The sequence below is a fragment of the uncultured Psychromonas sp. genome (assembly GCF_947489755.1).
Taxonomy (GTDB): Bacteria; Pseudomonadota; Gammaproteobacteria; order Enterobacterales; family Psychromonadaceae; genus Psychromonas.
This window is the reverse complement of record NZ_CANLFB010000001.1, coordinates 108,008-126,760: the sequence shown is the minus strand read 5'-3', so window position 1 is coordinate 126,760 and position 18,753 is coordinate 108,008. Positions and strand designations below refer to the sequence as shown.

Sequence of the window (18,753 nt, the reverse complement as noted above, 5' to 3'; positions counted from 1 at the left end):
AGCATTTTAAAATAAAATCGATGTGCTTCTAACTTTTATAACCATTAGGGTTATTTGACTGCCAACGCCAAGTATCCTGCATCATATCTTCTAATCCACGTTCCGCTTTCCAATCTAATTCAGTTAACGCTTTTTCTGGCGCAGCGTAACAAGCGGCAATGTCTCCCTCACGACGCGGAGAAACATTGTAAGGGATGGCTTGTTTGCTAGCGACCTCAAATGCCTTGATCATGTCTAACACGGAATAACCATTACCTGTGCCTAAATTATAAATAAACACTCCCTTATCATCCTCAATCCTTTTTAAGGCTTTTAAATGACCAAGCGCTAAATCCACTACGTGTATATAATCACGTACGCCAGTTCCATCAGGCGTATCATAATCATCACCAAAAACAGCCAATGCTTTTAGCTTACCAACACTGACTTGAGCAATATACGGTAATAAATTATTCGGAATACCATTAGGATCTTCACCGATTAAGCCAGACAGGTGCGCGCCAACCGGGTTGAAATAACGTAAAATAACAAACGCCCAACGAGGATCTGACTTAGCAACATCTTCTAAGACCATTTCCACCATTAGTTTCGACGTACCATAAGGGTTTGTTGTACCGCCGACAGGGAAGTCTTCACGAATAGGTAACGCAGCAGGATCACCATAAACCGTTGCAGAAGAACTAAAAACAAGCTTAAAAACACCTGCGTCTTTCATTGCCTCGAGTAATGTTAATGTTCCTTGAACATTATTTTGATAGTAAGAAATAGGTTTAGCGACCGACTCGCCTACTGCTTTTAAACCTGCAAAATGAATAACAGAATCAATTTTATGTTGTTTAAATACCGAGTCTAAAAAGCTTTTTTCTAAAATATCACCCTGATAAAAAATAGGCATTTTACCTGTTATTTTTTCAACTCGAGAAAGCGACTCTAATGAAGCATTACATAAATTATCAATAACAATAACTTGCTGATCTATATCTAAAAGCTCTACTACCGTATGAGAGCCGATATAACCCGCACCACCTGTTACCAAAATTGTCATAAATTACCCACTACGTTGTCTATTTTAAAAATATAAAGGAAAAATAAAGAAATTAAATTCGTGATAAACATTTTAACGTTTAAAGAGAGGTAATAACAAGTATCGAAGTAAGTGCAGAACAGCGGATTTTAAAGGATTAAACAGATTAGAAAAATTAATGTGTAAGAAATAGCCAAATAAGTCCCAACATTATCGTGGGGACTTAGCAAAAATCACAAACTCAAGTAAGGCATTATTTTCTCTAACGTACTCGCTCCAATACCTTTAACATTCACGAGATCTTTTAAATCTGTGAAATCACCATATTGGTCTCGATAGTCAATAATAGATTGTGCGGTTTTAGGGCCAACGCCTGAAATAGAAGTCAGTTGGTCTAGACTCGCACTATTAACATCAATACTCGACATTTTTGTAGCAGCAGCGGCTGTCGTACTGGCTTTTTTAACGCTAGTAGTTGCTGAGCTAACTTTTTCAACACTAGAGGAAGTGAGACTGTTAAGATCTGCAGCAAATAAACTAGTCGGTAGTAACACTAAAGATGCAGCCAGGGTTAATCCTCGTATAAATTTATTAATCATATAACATTCCTTTCTTTGATTATTCGGAATATTAAATTTAGTTTACTCCGCTACTATGTCAATAAAATATCATAAATAAAATTTATGGAATAAATAGTTAACCTCAATGTTGGTTAATGAAAGCGGAATTATATTTAAAATTATAAGATTAAATTTTTTGACTATTTTTTTGATTATACAGCGCCATTATTTTTGCGTAATTCAAGGCGAATGATTAAAGCAAGAACAAGATATTGGAAGATAATTTAACGCAGAAATCCGTAAAAATAGCGGTGTTGTATCGCTTCGCATATCGAGAACTGAGATTAGTTAACTTATTTAATTCGATTCACCTTTAGTTATTCATTACACTACAAGATTGTTATCTATCGCATTTTCATACCGTGCTACATAACATAAAACAACAAGGTGACTTCAAAGTTGAATAACGTTATATAGAAAAAACAACAAAACACTAACTCATCGATAAGATGACTTTTAATACAATGGCATAAGGTTTCAGAGGTATATTATGACAGTATTACACAGCTTTGAGCATTTACGTTTAGCACAAGCATTCTCAGATTATTTAAACAGTAAAAAGATTAATAATATTATTCAGCAAAGTGAATTTCACCATCAAATAATTATTAAAGACCAAGCACAGTTAATACAAGCAGAATCAGAACTCGTTCAATTTTTAGCAAATCCCACTAAAAGTGAATATCTCTCTGCCAGTTGGGAGTCAGGAAGCATTGAAAAAAACTCAACAAGCTTCGCCTATGCAGATTCAAATTTATTAAGTAACTTCAAACAACATGGCGGATTAATAACGCATAGCGTGTTTATTATTTGTTTATTGATTTACGGTGGGTCAGAACTAGGATTTTTCAATCCAATCAACTCTATATTTTCATTTTTTAGAACGCAGCCTTTTGATTACCTTCAAAGCTGGCGCTTTATTACCCCTGCTTTTTTGCATTTTAGTCTATTACATATCGTATTCAATTCATTATGGTGGTGGCAATTAGGAGGAATAGTTGAAAAGAAACAAGGTAAGCAACGATTATTAATACTGTTCTTATTTTCTGCTATTGCATCCAATTTAGCACAGTATTTTTTAGTGGGGCCTTATTTTGGCGGTTTGAGTGGCGTCGTTTATGGATTAGTAGGGTACTGTTGGTTATATGGATTAATGAATAAAGGCAGCCAAGTACACTTACCTAATAGCATGTTTGCTTTTCTATTAGGTTGGCTAGTATTAGGTTTTATAGATATATTGCCCGTCAATGTGGCCAACTATGCACACTTAGTTGGTTTATTAGCAGGACTTGTATTAGCGGCCGCTTGCAGTAAGTTGAAGTTATAAAGCCACTAAATAAGTTATTGATCTAAATATTTAGTAAAGAGCAAATCTTCAATAGGTCTGGTGCCAGTAATATCAAAAATGGCATCATTCGCTGCTTCTAAACAACGTGCTTTAATCACTTTACGTTCAGTAATAGACTTTATTTGTAACTCATTTTGCTCACCAAGAATGGTAATAATACGATCGCGAATAATTGGCTCATGAATTTCTACCGCTTGATAAGCTGCTGCTGATTTAACCATTAAATCAATGCCTAATCGAATATATCCAAGATGTTTACCTGGTTTAATATAGTTAGTAATAATATCCGGTTCTAATGCATAATATTGATAATCAGCCGCTAACTCGGTACTTTCTTCTTCAGCAGAAACGAAATTAAGGGGCGAAAGCAGCGTAAGATAAAACATACAAAAGAGTATTTTTTTGAGCATCGTTTATTATTCCTTCAACTAAGACGTTAATATTTTTGGATGGTATAATATCAATCTCTGCCCAAGATTGTGGATAAAAAAGTATTTCTTAATAAAAAACTTAATAAAAAACTTTATAAAAGCATCAATGCCAGCGATGTTTTTAGGCTGTTCCAAGGTTTGCTAATGAACATAAAATAATAAATTGAGTGGTATTGGCAAGGTAAATTCACAAGCATCAATCACTTGATAACCATAAATAAAACGATTTAAAAGAAAAGGTTTGTATGTTTAATCAGTTACTGAACATTGTTTCATCTACGCATTGGCAAGAAAATAGTCATCCGAAAAATTGCACTAAGCAAGTACTCTCTTGGTTATTAGATGAAGCCTCCTTAACTAAGAAACTTGAACAACAATGTGAAAAATTTACTGTAGAAGTTAAACAACAGCTAAATACAAATACGAGTGAATCGACGCTCTCTCAGTTATTTCCATCACCAGAACAAGTATTAGTACGAGAAGTTCTTTTGCATTGTGATGGCATTGCTAACATATTCGCACAAACAGAAATCCCATTTCAAACTCTTTCTGACAAACAACAAAAACTCGCCAATATCGGTTCTGAATCATTAGGTAAGTTTTTATTTCAAGATAAAACATTACAACGCGGAAAAATTGAAGTCGCAGAGTTTGTTGTTGGCTCTGAATTACATCAACTGTGTGATTCATTACAGCAATCTTGTGACCATTCCCTTTGGGCAAGACGCTCATTATTTCACATTAAAAACAAACCTTTACTGGTCAGTGAAGTTTTTTTACCTGCCTCTGGAATTTATAAATAATGGTTTATTTAAATGCCCCTAAACGCCAAGCATTGATGGAATTAATGCGCGTCGACAAGCCCATTGGTACGCTTTTATTATTGTGGCCGACCTTGTGGGCATTATGGATAGCTGCCAGAGGCTTACCAGATATAAGCGTGTTAATCGTTTTTTGCTTAGGGGTATTTTTAATGCGTAGCGCAGGTTGTGTAATCAATGACTTTGCAGATAGAAAAGTAGACGGCTTTGTTACTCGCACTAAAAATAGACCTTTGCCATCAGGTCGAGCCACCAGCAAAGAAGCGGTTTATCTATTTTTAGTCTTAGCACTGTCATCGTTTTTATTAGTCTTGACGCAGAATATTCTTACCATTCAGCTTTCAGTTATCGGTTTACTACTCGCCTTTGCTTATCCGTTTATGAAGCGCTTTACTCACTTGCCTCAATTTGTATTAGGTCTAGCTTTTTCTTGGTCTATTCCGATGGCATACGCAGCAGAAGCGAACATGCTTTCTAATTCTATATGGTTGTTATTTATTGCGAATATCACATGGACTGTAGCCTACGACACTATGTACGGCATGGTTGATAAAGAGGACGACCTTAAAATAGGCATTAAATCGACGGCTATTCTATTTGGAAAAAACGATAAATTAATTATCGGACTATTGCAGCTAGCCACATTACTTTTATTAAGTATTGTAGGGATATTAGAGCATTTAACATGGGTGTATTATGTAGGGTTAGCCATTGCAGGGTTATTATTTTTACAACAGCAACATCGTATTAAAAGTCGTGAGAAAGCTGCTTGTTTTAAAGCTTTTTTAGATAATAATTATGTCGGGTTAATCGTTTTTGTCGGTTTGTTATTAACTTACCTGTAAGTAAGCTAACTTTAATTGATGACATAAAAGAACGATACAATGGCGCTGTTAAGAGGCTTAATAAAAATGATATGTACCCTATTACTTATCATTCCTCTAACATTAAAATAGCTTTAAAATAAAAGTAAGCACTTACTTACTAACTAAAACGACCTACCTGCATAAAAATCGCTGAACCTATTACTTTTCTTTAGTGATAGCCCCTTCCCTACGTCCAAGAATAATGTACATATCAACTTACTTTATATTCATTCTTTATCTGTTTTTAGAGTTTTTAAACAAAAAAAGCGTATGTTTCATTATAAAAACATACGCTTCAAGTAGGATTTAGTTAGTTATTACTAACTATTTGCATAAGCAACAGCAGCATCGCTATCACCAATATGTTTACCATCTACAAAAAGTTGCGGCACAGTTGTTTGACCTGTCATTGCTTTCAAACTAACACTTGTTGCATCTTTACCCAGCACAATCTCTTCAAAACTAATATTGTTATCTTTTAATGCCGCTTTCGCTTTATCACAAAAAGGACAACCAGGCTTAGTTAACAACGCAACTGCAGCAGGCGCTTTAGCATTTGGGTTGACATAATTTAGCATTGTATCTGCATCAGACACTTCAAACGGGTCACCTGGTTGGTTTGGCTCGATGAACATTTTTTCAATCACACCGTCTTTAACCAACATACTGTAACGCCAGCTGCGCTTACCAAAGCCGATGTCATTTTTATTAACTAACATGCCCATACCTTCAGTAAATTCACCACTACCATCAGGTACCACAGTGATATTTTCAGCTTCTTGATCGGCAAGCCATGCATTCATAACAAACGTATCATTGACACTTAAACAAATGATTTCATCAACGCCATTTTCTTTTAATACACCCGCTAATTGGTTATAACGAGGTAAATGTGTAGAAGAACAAGTTGGTGTAAATGCGCCTGGTAGCGCGAATACAACCACTGTTTTACCTTTGAATAACTCGTCGGTTGTTACATTAACCCATTCATCGCCTTGGCGAGTTGGGAACACTGCTGATGGTACGCTTTGACCTTCGATATTATCTAACATGTATTGCTCCTAAAAATTTTCAATTATTTATGTTAAGTTTGCTAACAAACACGCGTTTGTTGCGGTGGCGTTATTATACAAAATCACGAACGATAATGAATTGGAATTAACATTGTCTATCACTTCTAGAAATAGACCTTAGCGATTGATTCACATTATTTTTATTATTAATCAAATAGTGCTTTCAAGTTTGCAATGCCTTTATCTGCTAATTGTTTCTTTTGATCTTCAGTGCGCTTTTTAGGACCACTTTCCCATTCCACATCTTCCTGTGGTAATTCATTTAAAAAGCGACTTGGAGTTGGCTTAATTGTCTCTCCATATTGGCTACGCTCTTTAGCTAAAGTAAACGTTAATTCTTTTTGTGCACGTGTAATACCAACATAGGCTAAACGTCGTTCTTCTTCGACATTATCTTCGTCAATACTGACTTGATGCGGCAATAAACCTTCTTCCATACCAATCATATAAACGTAAGGGAACTCTAGCCCTTTCGATGCATGCAATGTCATTAGTTGCACTTGATCTAACTCTTCTTCACTTTCATTACGAGATAACATATCACGTAATGTTAATCGTGCAACTACCTGCTCTAATGTCATTTCCTCATCTAAGTCGTCACCTTTAAGCATTTCAGTCACCCACTTAAAAAGTGTCGAAACGTTCTTCATTTGCATCTCTGCTGCTTTAGGGCTTGGACTATTTTCGTATAACCAATCTTCATAACCAATATCACGAATTAAGTCTCTTACTACATCGATATCGTCTTCTGTCTTTAAACGGTCATTTAGCTCAACTAACCAACGAGTGAAGGCTTGCAGTGTATGCAAAGACTTACCATTTAATGTTTGTTCTAGGCCAAGTTCAAAACTAGCGGCAAACATACTGATATGGCGTAAATTTGCGTAATTCCCTAACTTCTCACGGCTTACTGCACCAATTCCCCTAGGGGGCTTATTAACGACACGAATAAAAGCATTCTCATCATCGTGATTCACTAATAATTTCAAGTAAGCCATGATGTCTTTAACTTCACTACGTGCAAAAAATGATGTTCCCCCACTTATTTTGTAGGGGATTCTATTTTCCATCATCACTTTTTCTAGCAAGCGACTTTGATGGTTACCGCGGTAGAGAACAGCATAATCTTTAAAATTAGTACCATTCATAAACTTATGTCCAGAAATCTCCATGACTACTCTTTCCGCTTCATTTTGCTCATTTTTAGCAAACAATACTTTAAGAGAATCACCGTAAGCGAGCTCACTAAACAAACGTTTATCGAATTCATGAGGGTTGTTCGCAATCAATACATTGGCTGCTTTTAAGACTCGTTGACTAGAACGGTAATTTTGCTCTAACTTAATCACTTTAAGCTGTGGAAAATCTCGCTGTAATAACACTAAATTTTCAGGTCGAGCACCACGCCAAGAATAAATGGATTGGTCATCATCACCTACCACTGTGAAACGCGCTCTTTCCCCTACTAAGGATTTAATCAATTCGTACTGACTAGTATTAGTATCTTGATATTCATCCACTAATAAGTAACGAATTTTCTTCTGCCAGCGTAAACGTACTTCTTCTTTAAACTTCAATAATAAGGTAGGTAAAACAATTAAATCGTCGAAATCTAAGGCGTTATAAGCTTTTAGTTGGCGTTGGTATAAATCATAACAATGCGCAAAGATAACGTCTCGTTCGTCTTTGGCTTGCTTAATTGCTTGAGGTGGAAGAATAAGTGCATTTTTCCAATTAGAAATTTGTGTCACTAGGGCTTTTAATAAATCAGTATCTTCTTTTAATTGTTTCTCAGTTAACTCTTTTAATAATGCTAAAGTATCTTGATCATCAAAGAGCGTAAATCCAGCTTTCATGCCTAACGTTTTTATTTCTCGTTTAATAATTTCTAAGCCTAATGAATGAAAGGTAGAAACCATTAAACCGCGAGATTCTTTTCTACCCAAGGTTTCACTCACGCGCTCTTTCATTTCACGTGCTGCTTTATTAGTAAATGTTACTGCGACAATATTTTTCGCCAAATAATCACAATGCTGTATTAAATAAGCGATTTTATTAGTGATTACGCGTGTTTTACCACTACCAGCACCAGCCAGCACTAAACAAGGGCCAGAAATCGTTTTAACCGCGGCGTCTTGTCCAGGATTTAGTTTCATATTGTTTCCTAAATTTAAAAAGAAAAAGCCATTCGATTTTACTGATCTTTTAATTGAAAGCTAGCGTAGAAAGAGAGATAGAGTTGATTAAAGAATTAACTTATTCACTTGAAGATATTTTTATCCGTTAATATCAAAAAAGCATATATTGTAGATCACAATAATATTTATAAAAATTGTCGTTTTAAGATTGCAATCACCTCACATTAAACGATAATGAATGTTCATTCATTTTAAAGTGGCCTTATGGATAAGCGAACACAAATTTTAATTGCGGCAGAATCTGTCTTAGCAGAACGAGGTTTTTACGCCTTCTCTATGCAAAATTTAGCCAATACCGCCGGTGTAGCAGCAGGCACTCTTTACCGTTACTTTGATAGTAAAGAAGCATTGATGAATGAATTGCAAAAATTCATCAGAGAGCAATCAGCCAATATTATCTTAGCTGGTTTTAGCGAATGCCCCACGATAAAAGAAAAATACAATTTAGTTTGGCAGAATATATTTGATTGTGTAATAGCAAACCCTAGACGCTTAACCTTAATCGAAATACTTCATTGCATCCCTAATGTAGGCAGAGAAAATATCACCTTGTTTGAAAATGAGGCCTTTAAACCGCTTATTTCCTTTTATCAACAAGGCATCGATACAAAACAATTTTTAAACTGGCAATTATTCGCATTAATAGCCGTCAGTATAGATACCGCTATTTCATTAGCGAAACAAGTAATACGAGAACGTGTAACACCTGATCAAAAACAGTTACAACAGGTACGAGATGCATCATGGAACATCATTCAAAACCCACATTTTAAATCAACAGGAATAATTCAATGAAAAAATGGATAGCGTCGGCAATCATCTTAGCAATACTTGTATTTGGTACTGTGATTGGCTTTAACATGTTTAAAGCTAAAAAAATAAACGAATATCTTTCATCGCGTCCTATTCCTGAATTCCCAGTGACAGCAATGACGGTCAAACTCGAAGATTGGACTCCTCACCTACGTGCAATTGGTTTTATTGAACCAATGCAAGGCGTTACTATTACCAATGAAGTTGCCGGTAAAGTATCTAAAATAAACTTTGTATCTGGTCAAAAGTTACAGAAAGGTGATGCTATTGTTTATCAAGATAGCGCAGTTGAACAAGCAAACTTAAAAGCAGCTAAAGCACGTTTACCGTCTATTGAACGTAACTATAAACGTTTAAATTCATTGCTTAAAAAAGGCTCTGTTTCTCAGGGTGATGTTGATGATGCGCAAGCTGAGTATTTAGCACTTAAAGGCGAAATCGAAGGCTACCAAGCAACGATTAGCTTACGTACTATTCGTGCGCCATTTTCTGGTGTAACGGGTTTACGAAATGTATTTTTAGGTCAATATTTAGCAAATGGTACTGACATTGTTCGTTTAGAAGATATTAGTCGTATGCAAATGCGTTTTACTATTGCACAAAACGATCTTAATAAAGTACACGTAAATCAAGCGATGGATGTATTTATTGACGCGCAGCCTGATACTATTTTTACAGGAGAGATTACTGCAATTGAACCTGCTGTAAATTCAGAAAGTGGACTTATCCTCATTCAAGCGTCTATTCCCAATGAATCTCAGCTGTTGCGTTCAGGTATGTTTGCTAAAGCAAATATCATTTTGCCGACGATTGAAAAACAAATCACTATTCCTGTCACGGCAGTTAACTACACACTTTACGGTGAAACAGTTTATGTTTTAAATGAACAAAAAAACGATGATGATAAAACGTTTTTAGAAGCGAAACAAAGAATCGTTACGTTAGGTAAAACAAAAGACGATCGTGTTCATGTGTTATCGGGTTTAGATGAAAATGATGTCATTGCCACCAGCGGACAAGTTCGATTAAGTAATGGTTCTCACGTTAAAATCGTTGAATCAAATGCGCTTGATACTCCTTCTGTTCTTCCAGCACTGTAGGCGACGTTATGAAATTTACAGATATCTTTATAAAGCGCCCCATTTTAGCAATCTCATTGAGTTTGCTGATTGTATTATTAGGGATACAAGCGCTTACAAAAATGCAGGTACGTGAGTACCCAACGATGACCAATACTGTGGTCACGGTCACCACCAGCTACTACGGAGCAAGTGCAGATTTAATTCAAGGTTTTATTACTCAACCGATTGAGCAAGCGATTGCACAAGCCGATAATATCGACTTTATCAGTTCACAAAGCTTTATGGGTAGCTCAACCATTACGGTGAATATGAAGCTAAACACAGACCCAAGTGGTGCTGTCGCCGATATTCTTGCAAAAGTAAACAGCGTAAGCTCTCAGCTGCCAAGTGATGCAGAGGATCCTACCATTGATGTGAGTACAGGCTCAACGACGTCTGTTATCTACATTGCCTTTTCAAGTGACCAGCTAAACTCTAGTCAAATTACCGACTATTTAGAGCGCGTTATTAAACCACAGCTGTTTAGCATTAATGGTGTTGCAAAAGTAAACCTGTACGGTGGTACTAAATTTGCGATGCGTATTTGGTTAGATCCAGAAAGAATGGCTGCTTTTGGCCTTAATACCGCTGATGTTATTACTATTTTACAAGCCAACAATATTCAATCTGCTTCTGGTCAAGCGATGGGTTATTACACTCTGTTTAATGGCAGCGCACAAACTCAAGTTAAAAATGCAAGTGAGTTAGAAAATCTAATCATTGCAACACGTGATGACGGTAGAACAATCCACTTACAAGATATTGCACGTGTCTCGCTTGAAAAAAGCCACGACATCTACCGAGCAATGGCAAATGGTGATGATGCAGTTGTTGTAGCCATTGATGCAACAGCCAGCGCTAATCCACTAGATATAACGTCAGATGTAAGAAAAATGCTACCTGACTTAGAAAAAAACAACCCTAGCTCAATTAAAATGAAAGTGCTTTATGACTCTACTATTGCGATTGAAGAGTCTATTTATGAAGTAGTTAAAACCATTGCTGAGGCAGGTTTAATTGTACTCATTGTAATGATTCTATTTTTAGGATCATGGCGTGCTGTTCTTATTCCAATCATTACTATTCCACTATCACTGATCGGTGTAGCCGTTGTGATGCAAATGTTTGGATTTACTATCAACCTAATGACGCTATTAGCCATGGTATTAGCCATTGGTTTAGTGGTAGATGATGCGATTGTGGTAGTAGAGAATATCGACCGACATATTAAAGCTGGTGAAGAGCCTTTTCGTGCTGCGATTATTGGTACACGTGAAATTGCAGTACCGGTTATTTCAATGACCATCACGTTAGCCGCTGTTTATGCACCTATTGCATTGATGGGGGGTATTACAGGCTCACTGTTTACCGAATTTGCTCTCACACTCGCTGGCGCAGTATTTGTATCGGGCATTGTTGCATTAACATTGTCCCCGATGATGTGTAGTAAAATGTTAGTGAATAACCATCAACCTAATAGATTTGAACGTACTGTTGATAACACACTCACTGGCTTAACGAATAAATATCACAATGCGCTTGATATTATAATGTTGAGGCGCCCTGCGGTTATTATCTTCGCTCTATTGGTATTTATTTCATTACCATTCTTATTTAAATTTATACCAACAGAACTAGCGCCTAAAGAAGATAAAGGTGTACTAATGATGTTGTCAAAAGCCCCTGCTAATGCCAACTTAGATTTTGTTGAAAATAGCATGCGCTTAGTCACTAACGAAATAGCGAAGCAACCAGAAGTAGAAAGTAGCTTGGCGATGTCTGGTATTCCGAATGCGAATCAAGCCTTCGGTATCGCGATCATGAAACCATGGAGCCAACGTGAAAAAAGTCCAGATGAATTATCTAAAACATTAACACCAGCTTTTAGCATGATCCCTTCTGTGGCGACAGTGACCTTCCAAAGACCTGAGTTACCAGGTTCATCGGGTGGTTTACCAGTACAATTTGTTATTACTACTTCTAATCCATTTCAGAGTTTAGTGAGTATCGCTGCCGATGTATTAACAGAAACACAGGCTAATCCAAGCTTTGTTTATTCAGAACTAGACTTAGCCTTTGATTCTGCCACCATGAATATCAGCATTGATCGTGATAAAGCAGGTGCTTATGGTGTGACCATGCAGGATATTGGTATTACGCTAGGTACATTGTTAAGTGATGGTTATTTAAATCGTATTAATTTAAATGGTCGTAGTTATGAAGTCATTGCACAAGTAGAGCGTAAATATCGTTTGTCGCCAGAGCAATTAGGGGATTTTTATGTACGCGCTAAAAACAATGACATGGTGCCATTAAGCGAACTCATTACAGTCAATGTGGTCGCTGAACCTCGTGCATTACCACACTTTAATCAGCTTAATAGTGCAACGATAGGCGCAGTACTTTCGCCTGGTGTCACGATGGGTACCGCAATTACCTTCTTTGAAGGGTTATCAACGACTAAATTGCCACAAGGTTATAGCCATGACTACTTAGGCGAAGCGCGTCAATTTGTAACGGAAGGCGGCGCGTTATATGTGACCTTTATTCTTGCGTTATTTATTATATTTTTAGTACTCGCAAGTCAATTTGAAAGTATTCGAGACCCATTAGTGATTATCATGACCGTACCCTTAGCGATTAGTGGCGCATTACTCGCACTCGCTTGGGGTTTTGCCACCATGAATATCTACACGCAAGTCGGTTTGATTACCTTGGTTGGATTGATCACTAAACATGGTATTTTGATTGCAGAAGTAGCAAAAGAAGAGCAGTTACAGCATGGTCTAGATAAAATTGCAGCCGTTAAAAAAGCAGCAACCGTCCGTTTACGTCCAATATTGATGACAACAGCAGCAATGGTAGCTGGTCTTATTCCGCTATTATTTGCAACCGGTGCCGGCGCAGTAAGTCGTTTTGGTATTGGTATTGTTATTGTAGCTGGCTTATCAATTGGTACGTTATTTACGTTGTTCATTTTACCGGTTATCTATTCATTCATCGCCAGTGAGCATAAAAAACTGCCTGAATTTGATGAAGAGCAGGCATTGAAGGTAAATAGTAATAAACAATAAAATACAGAAGATAAATAAAAGTAGCGTAGCATTAAAGCTAACTTAATAAGCGCTACTTTATGATTCTCAACATTGATTGATTAATTAAATGCTTATAGCAATACACAGTATTATTAATGCATACAAAAAAGCCAAAGACGTTAATTCGTCTTTGGCTTTTTTATTTTACGGTCTTTTATTTCAACAAATGAATGAAAGCTTAAACGCCGTATTGCTGACGATACGCTTGTACAGACTCAAGATGTTGTTGCATTTCTGGTAACGTTTCAAGATAACTAACAACATCAGCAAGTTCTACAATTGAAATTACTTTTGCATCATAGTCACGTTCAACTTCTTGAATCGCTGACAATTCTGCTTTACCTTTTTCTTGACGATCTAATGCGATTAACACGCCTGCAAGCTCAGCTTTATGTACATTAATGATATCCATCGATTCACGAATAGCCGTTCCTGCCGTGATAACATCATCAACTAACATAATTTTACCCGTTAGCTCTGAACCCACTAAGCTACCACCTTCTCCGTGTGTTTTTGCTTCTTTACGATTAAAGCAATACGGTACATCTAAATCATAGTCATTAGATAAGGCAACAGCCGTGGTGGTTGCAATTGGAATACCTTTATACGCTGGACCAAATAAAAGGTCATAAGCAATACCCGAATCTTGTAATGCAGCAGCATAAAAACGCCCTAAGCGCGCAAGATCTCGACCTGTATTAAATAAACCTGCATTGAAAAAGTAAGGGCTAATACGCCCTGATTTCAAAGTAAACTCGCCAAATTTTAAAACCTGTTTTTCAATCGCAAATTCAATAAACTCTTTTTGATACGCTTTCATTTCTTACTCCACATTTAATGCTTTTTTTTGTTCTGCTACTAAGTTATTAATACCGGTATTGGCTAAGACTAACATCGCTAATAATTCTTGATGACTAAAAGCACCTTCTTCAGCTGTACCTTGAATTTCAATTAAACCGCCACTTTCTGTCATAACAACATTCATGTCGGTTTCTGCATTTGAATCTTCTGCGTAATCCAAATCACAAACTGGTATTCCTTTATAAATACCAACAGAAACAGCCGCTATCATTTGCTTTAATGGGCTTTTTTTCAATTTACCTTTAGCCACCATCCAGTTCAATGCATCAGCTAAAGCAATACAAGCACCTGTAATAGATGCGGTACGAGTACCTCCATCGGCTTGTATCACATCGCAGTCAATAGTAATGGTATTCTCTCCAAAGGCCTTTAAATTAACTGCTGCCCGTAAAGAGCGTGCAATTAAACGTTGAATTTCTAACGTACGACCACCCTGTTGACCTTTTGCAGCTTCACGCTGGTTACGTTTATGTGTCGCACGCGGTAACATCGAATATTCTGCCGTTACCCAGCCTTTACCTTTACCCTTTAAAAAACGTGGTACAGACTCTGATACAGTCGCATTGCAAAGGACTTTAGTATTGCCGACTTCAATCAGCACAGAGCCTTCTGCATAGTCAGTATAATGCCGAGTAATTTTGATCTCACGGAGTTGTTCGGGTGTTCGATTACTTGGGCGCATAAGTTAAAAAACCTTGTCAATAAATGAGCGGCAATTATACCCATTAACCCACAAGGCGCAAAACGTGGCAGAAAATCAATAGGTTTATTGTACCTCAGTACCGAATAAGCAAAGCGATACTGACTTGACGATTAAAAATATAACTAATCAATTTTGATTTAAATGACGCTTTCATTAATCAAAATTGAGGCTATGTACTAAAAAATCACAGGTTAACGGTAATCATAATAAAAAATTGAAGTATTAGCATTAATGTTCAGAATGCTGATCATGACTATTTTTATAAATAACGAGCTGACTAAAGCCTTTATCTTGTGCTTGATACAACGCTTGCTCTGCACGTCTATTAAGCTCTTCTTCCATATGTGAGTGATTAGGGACCATACAAGCAGCACCAATACTTACCGAGACTGTATCTCCTGCTGGTGCATTTTCGAACTTCAGCCCCCATCCATTGACCATATAAAATATTTCAGCGGCTAAGGTTTTAAGCCCTTCCTCGGAGGTATTCGGTAAAAGTATAATAAAGTCATCTGCATCGAGACGGGCTAATAAATCCGCAGGACGTTGAACAATATGTTGTAAACGACGCGCTAGTTCCATAAAACAATCATCGCCAGCATTTCTTCCATATTGCTCATTAAATAATTTAGCATTATCAACATCGATAATTAATAAAGATAAGCTTTCCCCAGAGCGTCTACCGCGCACCCATTCTTTTTTAAATTGCTCATTAAAATAATGCTTGTTAGGTAACCCCGTTAAATAATCGCGCATTGCTAATTTTTCAAGATTGTTATTTTTTAAACGTAATTGTCGATTGTGTTTTTTTGAAAAATATAACAATAAGCACGCTAATGTTAATGCAACAGATATCAATGAGATGATGATCCAATAACCAGTGGCCGTTTCATGTCTTTCATAAACAACAGGTAACCAACGATTAAGTATTTTTTGCTTTTGTTGTAAATCGATTGATGTAACGACTTTATCGAAAATCTCCAATAACATCACATTCTCTTTTGATACAGCAAGAGAAAATGGATATTCATGTTCAAATTTATCAACAATTTTTAATTCAGGGTAAAGTGTTTGAATTTGATTAACCATCACAGGTAACACATCGATAAAGCCATAAATCTCGCCACTGGTTACCGCATCCAGTCCGGATTTTAACGCGTCATATTCGTATAAATCAGCGTCGGGATACAAGGCGCTCAAAAACGTCATATACGAACCTGATTTCAGCATCCCCAATGGTTTATGTAACACTTGGTCTAATTTATAGGCTTGATTATTTTCTGAAATAACCAATGCTAATGGAAAATCTAAATAAGCAGAGGTAAACGAAAGATATTGATTGCGTCGAGCTGTTTTGTGAATCACAGGAATAAAATCACAACGTCCTTCTTTTATTGAAGCAATTGTTTCAGACCACGTTGTTGTTTCAATTAAAATAATAGGATTGCGAATGCGTTGAGAAAATAAATTAACGAACTCAGAGGCAATACCCACATATTTACCATTTTGAATGGCCTCTATAGGTAACCAGTCTGGATCAACACACATGTAAAGTGGACCATGAATTTGTAAATACTGTTGTTGTATATCAGATAAAATAGGCATTCTATCTTGATAAGCTAGGTCTTCATTGGCCTTTGCAGCGCCTATCTGAGTGATCCATTTTTTATGTAAGTTATCCGTCTCTTTTTTATTTAAGGCTAATAGCCCTTTATCTAAAATATTACGTAAAATAATATTGTCTTTATTAACTCCCATGAATCTCGGTAAATAATGAAAAACCTTATTGTGGATTAATGGCGTATTAATAAAGCCTTGCTCTAATGAGCGTTGTAAATGATAGTTAATAGCGTCATAAGCATCTAAAACGGCGTCTACATTACCTAAACGTAATTGCTTAATTGATGCTTCAGTATCAGTAGTTAACGTTAATTCTATATTAGGAAAGCTCTTCTCAAGCAATTCTTGATAGAAAAAACCTTTAATAACAGCAATGGATTTAATATCACTAAAATCATCAGCAAAAACCTCTCCTTCTCGAGTAAGTAACCCGTCCATTGAGGTTAAAGACTGATAGTGAGTAAAAGCGGTAAATTTCTGTCGTTCAGGCGTGATCTTCATATTTGAAATAATATCTATTTCATTATTTTTTAACTTTTCTAAATACTCGTACCATTGATAACCAATAACAAATTCAATATTGAGTCCGACTTTCTCTGCCACTAATCGCATTAAATCATTACTATAACCCGACGCCTCACCATTTTGGACAAAGTTAAAAGGTGGCCAATTCTGTTCAGCGTGTACTTTTATAAGAGGATGTTGTTGGATGTATTCTTTTTCTTGTACGGTAAGATCAACTTCAGCCGCAGTTGTAGCAAAAACGAAAGTGTTACTGGCAAAAAGTATCACCGCCACATAAAACATGCGAAAGACAATAACCAATGAGAAGGGCGTAAATAGCCACATAAATTCTAACCCTTTATTTAAGAATGAGAGACTTTATCAAACGAACTTGGTTAAAGTAATGATTAAAAAAAAAAGATAAATCATAACCAACTTACTGTGATCAACTTATCACTAGACACATCAATATAGGCCAATAAAATCGCCTTCGTTAAAGAAAAAAGAGAGAAAGAGTGAACTTGATATCAATAAGAAACCAACATTAAACTGTATGTTATTTAAACTCTTTAAGATAGGCATCGAAACGTTAAAATAACTAACATTACGATTTTAGATAATCATGAAATACGTAGCGAGTAATGTATTAGTAACTGAACTTAGTTTATTTAAGTTAGAATAATAAAAAGCTGGAGACTCCAGCTTTTTCATACCATGCTAAAATAGAATATCGTGCTAACAACTATGATTTAACAGACTTTAGAAAGCGTAAAGTAATGTCACATTTGTTGCCGTATCGGTACTTTTCTTATCATCAAGCGGTTTGTTGTCATAACTCACAACAACAGCAAATTTCATCGATAACGCGCCAATAATATTGGTTGATAATGACGTTTCAGAACGACCATCGAATTTACTCCCCCAATCACCAACAAACTTTTGCTGAAATTTAGCTGAGTCACTGATCTTAGTTTCAAAATTAATAACAAAGTGAGCGACGACACTTGAGTCATAATCTTCACCTTCTGTTTCAGCAGACTCATCATCAAGCTTTTGATAAATATAACCAGGACCTAACTCTGCATTTAAAGTCATCGTTTCATTGTCAATAAAGTGATGACCATAACCAGCAGCAGTTATTGAAGTGTAATCATAACCAGTAAACGGGTCTATTTCGTAACTCGTATTTACAAACAAATAACTTATATCATTAAGTTGATAGTTACCTTGTAATTCCGTATAAAAACGTTTCGCAGTAACTTCATCCTCGTCTTTTGTATAAACACCTGAAAATGTGTATTCATTTTCCCAATCACCTAATTCTTGTTGGAATGCAAGACTTCCTCTCAATGATGATGTATCTGTATTACCGGTAGTGAGAGAGGCACCTAATTCAGCTTCACCAGCAAGTGTTGCATCTCCTTTTACGAATTCGCTTTTCGCATGCGCAGCCATTGGCACAGTCAGTGCTATAGCAGCAGTGAGTAGCAATTTATTCATAATATTTTTCCTTTTTTTGCAATTTATGAAAGTCTAATGTGGTGATATGCTTTCTTAGCTTCACTTAAAATACCATTTCGTTAATAATTTTAAAGAAATGAGAACTAAGTAACATTAATATCCTAACTTTTAACTTAAGAAAAATAAAGAGAATG

General features: G+C 36.2%; 15 protein-coding genes. 6 read left to right on the top strand and 9 right to left on the bottom strand.

Annotated features, from left to right (window positions below; all coding sequences use genetic code 11):
* Positions 1–28: 28 nt before the first annotated feature.
* Together galE and Q0794_RS00630 are read right to left on the bottom strand one after the other, a co-directional pair.
* On the bottom strand, positions 29–1,045 hold the full coding sequence (gene galE / locus Q0794_RS00635) for a UDP-glucose 4-epimerase GalE (RefSeq protein WP_298939445.1): 1,017 nt from the start codon (positions 1,043–1,045) through the stop codon (positions 29–31).
* A 212-nt stretch (positions 1,046–1,257) separates the two neighbouring features.
* Positions 1,258–1,623, bottom strand: a complete 366-nt coding sequence (locus Q0794_RS00630; RefSeq protein ID WP_298939444.1) for a helix-hairpin-helix domain-containing protein — start codon at positions 1,621–1,623, stop codon at positions 1,258–1,260.
* Positions 1,624–2,134: 511 nt separating this feature from the next.
* On the opposite strand from Q0794_RS00630, the gene glpG reads away from it, so the two are divergent.
* On the top strand, positions 2,135–2,971 hold the full coding sequence (gene glpG / locus Q0794_RS00625) for a rhomboid family intramembrane serine protease GlpG (protein WP_298939443.1): 837 nt from the start codon (positions 2,135–2,137) through the stop codon (positions 2,969–2,971).
* Positions 2,972–2,985: 14 nt separating this feature from the next.
* Here glpG and Q0794_RS00620 read toward each other — a convergent pair whose 3' ends face one another.
* Positions 2,986–3,402, bottom strand: coding sequence for a flagellar basal body-associated FliL family protein (locus tag Q0794_RS00620; RefSeq protein ID WP_298939442.1), 417 nt, complete (start codon positions 3,400–3,402; stop codon positions 2,986–2,988).
* Between the two features lie 266 nt (positions 3,403–3,668).
* Between Q0794_RS00620 and Q0794_RS00615 the strand changes: the two genes are divergently transcribed.
* On the top strand, positions 3,669–4,226 hold the full coding sequence (locus Q0794_RS00615; protein ID WP_298939441.1) for a chorismate lyase: 558 nt from the start codon (positions 3,669–3,671) through the stop codon (positions 4,224–4,226).
* Entirely contained in the window at positions 4,226–5,089 is an 864-nt protein-coding gene (ubiA, locus tag Q0794_RS00610) for a 4-hydroxybenzoate octaprenyltransferase (protein ID WP_298939440.1), read from the top strand. The genes Q0794_RS00615 and ubiA overlap by 1 nt, the downstream gene beginning before the upstream one ends.
* Positions 5,090–5,430: 341 nt before the next feature.
* On the opposite strand, the gene Q0794_RS00605 is transcribed toward ubiA, so the two are convergent.
* Complete coding sequence (locus tag Q0794_RS00605; protein ID WP_298939439.1) at positions 5,431–6,162, bottom strand: glutathione peroxidase; 732 nt, start codon at positions 6,160–6,162, stop codon at positions 5,431–5,433.
* 167 nt (positions 6,163–6,329) lie between these two features.
* The gene (gene rep / locus Q0794_RS00600) at positions 6,330–8,339 is read right to left on the bottom strand and encodes a DNA helicase Rep (RefSeq protein WP_298939438.1); all 2,010 of its coding nucleotides are present in this window, start codon (positions 8,337–8,339) and stop codon (positions 6,330–6,332) included.
* A gap of 246 nt (positions 8,340–8,585) precedes the next feature.
* Between rep and Q0794_RS00595 the strand changes: the two genes are divergently transcribed.
* From Q0794_RS00595 to Q0794_RS00585, 3 genes are read left to right on the top strand one after another with little or no spacing between them, the layout of a single operon-like run.
* Positions 8,586–9,176, top strand: coding sequence for a TetR/AcrR family transcriptional regulator (locus Q0794_RS00595; protein WP_298939437.1), 591 nt, complete (start codon positions 8,586–8,588; stop codon positions 9,174–9,176).
* Complete coding sequence (locus tag Q0794_RS00590; RefSeq protein WP_298939436.1) at positions 9,173–10,294, top strand: efflux RND transporter periplasmic adaptor subunit; 1,122 nt, start codon at positions 9,173–9,175, stop codon at positions 10,292–10,294. The genes Q0794_RS00595 and Q0794_RS00590 overlap by 4 nt, the downstream gene beginning before the upstream one ends.
* An 8-nt stretch (positions 10,295–10,302) precedes the next feature.
* The gene (locus tag Q0794_RS00585) at positions 10,303–13,389 is read left to right on the top strand and encodes a multidrug efflux RND transporter permease subunit (RefSeq protein WP_298939435.1); all 3,087 of its coding nucleotides are present in this window, start codon (positions 10,303–10,305) and stop codon (positions 13,387–13,389) included.
* A gap of 199 nt (positions 13,390–13,588) precedes the next feature.
* Here the strand turns inward: Q0794_RS00585 and pyrE are convergent, their stop codons facing one another.
* The 4 genes from pyrE to Q0794_RS00565 all read right to left on the bottom strand — a co-directional run bounded on the left by pyrE (position 13,589) and on the right by Q0794_RS00565 (position 18,598).
* On the bottom strand, positions 13,589–14,230 hold the full coding sequence (gene pyrE, locus Q0794_RS00580; protein ID WP_298939433.1) for an orotate phosphoribosyltransferase: 642 nt from the start codon (positions 14,228–14,230) through the stop codon (positions 13,589–13,591).
* Between the two features lie 3 nt (positions 14,231–14,233).
* Positions 14,234–14,953: a ribonuclease PH gene (gene rph / locus Q0794_RS00575; RefSeq protein ID WP_298939432.1), complete on the bottom strand. Its 720-nt coding sequence runs from the start codon at positions 14,951–14,953 to the stop codon at positions 14,234–14,236.
* Positions 14,954–15,202: 249 nt separating this feature from the next.
* Positions 15,203–17,443: a transporter substrate-binding domain-containing protein gene (locus Q0794_RS00570; RefSeq protein WP_298939431.1), complete on the bottom strand. Its 2,241-nt coding sequence runs from the start codon at positions 17,441–17,443 to the stop codon at positions 15,203–15,205.
* A 414-nt stretch (positions 17,444–17,857) separates the two neighbouring features.
* Positions 17,858–18,598, bottom strand: coding sequence for a DUF481 domain-containing protein (locus tag Q0794_RS00565; RefSeq protein ID WP_298939430.1), 741 nt, complete (start codon positions 18,596–18,598; stop codon positions 17,858–17,860).
* Positions 18,599–18,753: the final 155 nt, after the last annotated feature.